Source organism: Dietzia sp. Cai40, from assembly GCF_014145165.1.
Classification (GTDB): Bacteria; Actinomycetota; Actinomycetes; order Mycobacteriales; family Mycobacteriaceae; genus Dietzia; species Dietzia natronolimnaea.
In genome coordinates this window covers 1-4,245 of the sequence record NZ_JAALEB010000313.1, presented here as the reverse complement: position 1 = coordinate 4,245, position 4,245 = coordinate 1, and the positions used below count along the sequence as shown (strand labels likewise).

At 68.6% G+C, this 4,245-nt stretch carries 5 protein-coding genes; 4 read left to right on the top strand and 1 reads right to left on the bottom strand.

Going from position 1 to position 4,245, the window contains the following annotated elements; translation table 11 throughout:
- Nucleotides 1-572: tocopherol cyclase family protein (locus G6022_RS12100; protein WP_241731196.1), on the top strand; the 572-nt coding region annotated here is incomplete at its 5' end.
- 17 nt (nt 573-589) lie between these two features.
- Here G6022_RS12100 and coaA read toward each other — a convergent pair.
- Nucleotides 590-1,522 (bottom strand): type I pantothenate kinase, encoded by a 933-nt coding sequence (gene coaA / locus G6022_RS12095; protein WP_182640101.1) that lies wholly within the window; start codon nt 1,520-1,522, stop codon nt 590-592.
- Between the two features lie 136 nt (nt 1,523-1,658).
- On the opposite strand from coaA, the gene glyA reads away from it, so the two are divergent.
- From glyA to G6022_RS12080, 3 genes are all read left to right on the top strand, one after another.
- A complete protein-coding gene (gene glyA, locus G6022_RS12090; protein ID WP_182640102.1) occupies nt 1,659-2,963 on the top strand; it encodes a serine hydroxymethyltransferase in 1,305 nt (434 codons plus the stop codon).
- Between the two features lie 107 nt (nt 2,964-3,070).
- Nucleotides 3,071-3,685: a TetR/AcrR family transcriptional regulator gene (locus tag G6022_RS12085; RefSeq protein ID WP_182640103.1), complete on the top strand. Its 615-nt coding sequence runs from the start codon at nt 3,071-3,073 to the stop codon at nt 3,683-3,685.
- Nucleotides 3,686-3,720: 35 nt separating this feature from the next.
- Nucleotides 3,721-4,245 (top strand): LysR substrate-binding domain-containing protein (locus tag G6022_RS12080; RefSeq protein ID WP_182691636.1); only part of this gene is annotated, 525 nt, incomplete at its 3' end.

Genomic DNA, 4,245 nt, shown 5'->3' with positions numbered 1-4,245 from the left:
GCTGGGCGGAGCTGGACGGCCGGCACTGGGAGTTCGACGGCGCCGATGTCTACGGGGAGAAGAACTGGGGCGCCGAGGGCTTTCCGGACTCCTGGTGGTGGGGGCAGGCGCAGGGATTCTCCGAACCGGACACCTGCGTGGCCTTCGCCGGCGGGCAGATCCATTCGGGCCCGCTGCGCACCGAGGTCACCGCCCTCGTGGTGCGACTTCCGGATGGTCGGGTGATCCGGCTGGGAAACCCCGTGGTCTCGCCGGTCCGGGCGCGGGTCGCTGATGACGTCTGGGCACTCGAGGGGCGCGGTTACGGTTGGCGGATCCGCGTGACCGGGCGGGCGCCCCTGGGTCGGGCGCACGTGCTGCCCGTGCCGTTGCCGTCGGAGAAGCGGAACTCGGCGGGCGCGATCGAGCACCTGTCCGGTGAGCTCGAGGTGGAGGTGAGCCGGTTCGGGCGCCATGTCTGGAGCGATCACAGTCCACAGGCCGCACTCGAGCACGGGGGGCTGGACCGCGCCGAGGCCGAGTTGCGGCGGCGTGGCGTACCCGTGGGGGAGACGGGCGCCGCGCCGGAGTGAACGAACCCGGGAGCGCGTCAGATCTTGCGCAGGCGCAGCCGCTGGATGGAGTGATCGGAGTTCTTCCGCAGCACCAGCGTCGCGCGCGGCCGGGTCGGCAGGATGTTCTCCACCAGGTTCGGGCGGTTGATCGACATCCAGATCTCGCGGGCGGCGAGCCGGGCCGCCTGGTCGGACAGATCCGCGTAGTGCGCGAAGTGCGAGTTGGGGTTGGAGAACGACGTGCTGCGCAGTTCGAGGAAGCGCTCGACGTACCACTTCTCGATGTCCTCGATCTTCGCGTCCACGTAGAGCGAGAAGTCGAACAGGTCCGAGACCATCAGTCGGGGGCCCGTCTGCAGGACGTTCAGGCCCTCGACGATGAGGATGTCCGGGCGCTGGACCTCGATGAACTCGTCGGGGACGATGTCGTACTTGGTGTGCGAGTACACGGGCGCGCGGACGACCGGGGCACCGGACTTGACCTCGGTGACGAACCTCAACAGCGCGCGCCGGTCGTAGGACTCGGGGTAGCCCTTGCGGTGCATGAGTTGGCGCCGCTGGAGTTCGCGGTTGGGGTAGAGGAAGCCGTCAGTGGTGATCAGGTCCACCCGGGGGTGGGAGTCCCAGCGGGTCAGCAGCGCGCGCAACACACGGGCGGAGGTGGACTTGCCCACCGCCACCGAGCCGGCCACCCCGATCACGAACGGCATGGGGGCGTCCACGGTCTCACCGAGGAACAGGTTGGTGGACTGGAACAGGCGCTGGCGGGCCGATACCTGGAGGTGGATGAGCCGGCTGAGCGGCAGGTAGATCTCCGCGATCTCGTCCAGGTCCAGGTGTTCGCCCAGACCGCGCAGTCCCTCGAGGTCCTGTTCGGTGAGCACCATCGGCATGGCTCGCCGCAACCGACGCCAACTCCGGCGGTCGAACTCCACGTACGGCGTGTAGTCGCCGGCATGTCTGCTCACGATTGCTGATTGTGTCAGGTGCCCACGGGGGAGAGGCCTCCAGGTGCCCTGGCACTAGACTGACGACGACGACGAGACGAGCCGTGGCCCCGACACGATTCGTACGAAGTGAGAAGCCCACGCGCGAGGAGCAACGATGACCGACCCGAACACCGATGTGTTCACCGCCTCCCTGTCCGAGTTGGACCCGGAGGTCGCCGAGGCGATGGCCGGCGAGCTGGCGCGTCAGCGCGACACGTTGGAGATGATCGCGTCCGAGAACTTCGTGCCGCGCTCGGTGTTGCAGGCTCAGGGATCGGTGCTCACCAACAAGTACGCCGAGGGCTACCCGGGTCGGCGCTACTACGGCGGGTGCGAGCACGTCGACGTGGTGGAGAACCTGGCACGGGACCGCGCCAAGGAGGTGTTCGGCGCCAAGTACGCCAACGTCCAGCCGCACGCCGGTGCCCAGGCCAACGCCGCCGTGCTCATGGCGCTCGCGAAGCCGGGTTCGAAGATCATGGGCCTGTCCCTGGCCCACGGTGGTCACCTCACCCACGGGATGAAGCTCAACTTCTCAGGCCAGCTGTACGAGGTCGCCGCCTACGAGGTGGACCCGGAGACCATGCAGGTCAACATGGACACCGTCCGCGAGATGGCCCTCGCGGAGAAGCCGGATGTCATCATCGCCGGCTGGTCGGCCTACCCGCGGACCCTGGATTTCGCGAAGTTCCGCGAGATCGCCGACGAGGTCGGCGCCAAGCTCTGGGTGGACATGGCGCACTTCGCCGGCCTGGTGGCCGCGGGACTGCACCCGAGCCCCGTTCCGCACGCCGACGTCGTGTCCACCACCGTCCACAAGACCCTGGGCGGGCCGCGCTCCGGCATGATCCTCACCAATGACCTCGAGCTGTTCAAGAAGCTCAATTCAGCGGTGTTCCCCGGCCAGCAGGGTGGGCCGCTCATGCACGCGATCGCCGCCAAGGCCACCGCCATGAAGATCGCCGGCACCGAGCAGTTCCGCGAGCGGCAGCAGCGGACCATCGAGGGCGCCAAGATCCTCGCCGAGCGGCTCATGGCCGACGACTGCCGCCAGGCCGGCGTGTCCGTCCTCACCGGAGGGACCGACGTCCACCTGGTGCTGGTGGACCTGCGCGAGTCCGACCTCGACGGCCAGCAGGCCGAGGACCTCCTCCACGAGGTCGGCATCACCGTCAATCGCAACGCCGTGCCGTTCGACCCCCGTCCGCCGATGGTGACCTCCGGTCTGCGGATCGGTACGCCCGCGCTGGCCACCCGTGGTTTCGGGGCCGAGGACTTCCGCGAGGTCGCGGACATCATCGGCACCGCCCTCGCGGCGGGTACGGACGCCGACATCACCGCCCTGCGTGGACGCGTGTCCGCGCTGGCCGCGGCCAAGCCGCTGTACGAGGGCCTCGAGGACTGGACGATCCTGGGCTGAGCGTAGGGGGCGGGCCAAGCGCAGGGGGCGCCGGAGTGGATGGTTCCGAGTCGGATGCGACGTACTCCGAACCGCGAGGTTCGAGGCCACGGTCAGGGGGATGAGGGATGGTGCAGCACGCCAGGATGGAGAGTTCCAGGTCCAAGAGGAAGGCGATTCTCCGGGTCGCGGTCGACCACTTCGGATCTGCTGGATACGAGCACACCAAGTGGGCGACGATCGCGCACGAGGTGGGAATCGGTCAGACAGCGCTATATCACTACTTTGAATCCAAAGCTCACTGCCTGCTCACGATCATGAGTACCGAGCTCGACCACTCTCATCGGCGCTTCTCTGAGGCCGTGAAGGACTCCGTGGATGCTGAATCGGCTCTGCGGGCCGCGGTGCGAGGTGTATACGACGTCACCGCCAGTGAGGCGCTTCAAGCCCGAATTCTGGTGCACCACGTCGGCATCCTGGAGACCACGCGTTCCACTGAGCGAGAAGAGGAAGAGCGCCAGACGGCGGTGGAGCACTCGCGCGCGGTGGAGCAGGACTGGATCTCGTTGCTGGCGCGCGGAATGGACTCCGGTGAGTTCCCACGGCGGGACGAGGAGGAGCTGGGACGGCTGATTCTGGGAATGGTCAGCTCCGTGTGGACCTGGCACCGGCCGGATGGGGTGCGGCCCCTCACCGCGATCGGCGATTCGGTGGCAGATGCCTGTTCACGGTTGGTGCACTGATCCGGGGTTCACGGAGCAGCGGCTACCGTTGAGGGGTGAACGAGGATACCGGTCCGGACCGGCGGAGCCTGGCCATCGGTTACGTCCCGGGCGTGCAGCCCGACAAGTGGCTCACCCGGTGGCGCGAGCGCAATCCCGACGTGCCGATCTCGGCGCGGCGCTCGGGGGATCCGCGCTCGGCGCTGGCCCGGGTCGCCGGGGACGTGGGGTTCGACGTGATCTTCCTCCGCGAACCCGACGCGGCCCCGCGATCCTCGCCGCCCGGCCTGCTCAGGGTGCCGCTGTACACCGAGACCATGGCGGTGCTGGCGGAGAAGGATCACGAGCTGGCCGCGTTCGACATGGTGGCCATGGCGGACCTCAAGGGCGAGCCGTGGCTCGACCCCGTCGACGCGATCACCGCGTCGCCCGACGAGGTCTCCGCCGCGGTGGACCTGGTCGCGGCCGGGGTCGGGCTCCTTGTCTTGCCGCTGCCGTACGCGCGGTCGCTGAGCCGCCGCGACGTGGTGGTCCGCCCGATCGACGGCGTGCCCGCCACCCGCATGGGCGTGGCGTGGTCG

Bases quoted from the DNA above. Each gene is read 5' to 3' on its own strand.
- G6022_RS12085 (WP_182640103.1), top strand. From the start codon at position 3,071: ATGGTGCAGCACGCCAGGATGGAGAGTTCCAGGTCCAAGAGGAAGGCG.
- glyA (WP_182640102.1), top strand. From the start codon at position 1,659: ATGACCGACCCGAACACCGATGTGTTCACCGCCTCCCTGTCCGAGTTG.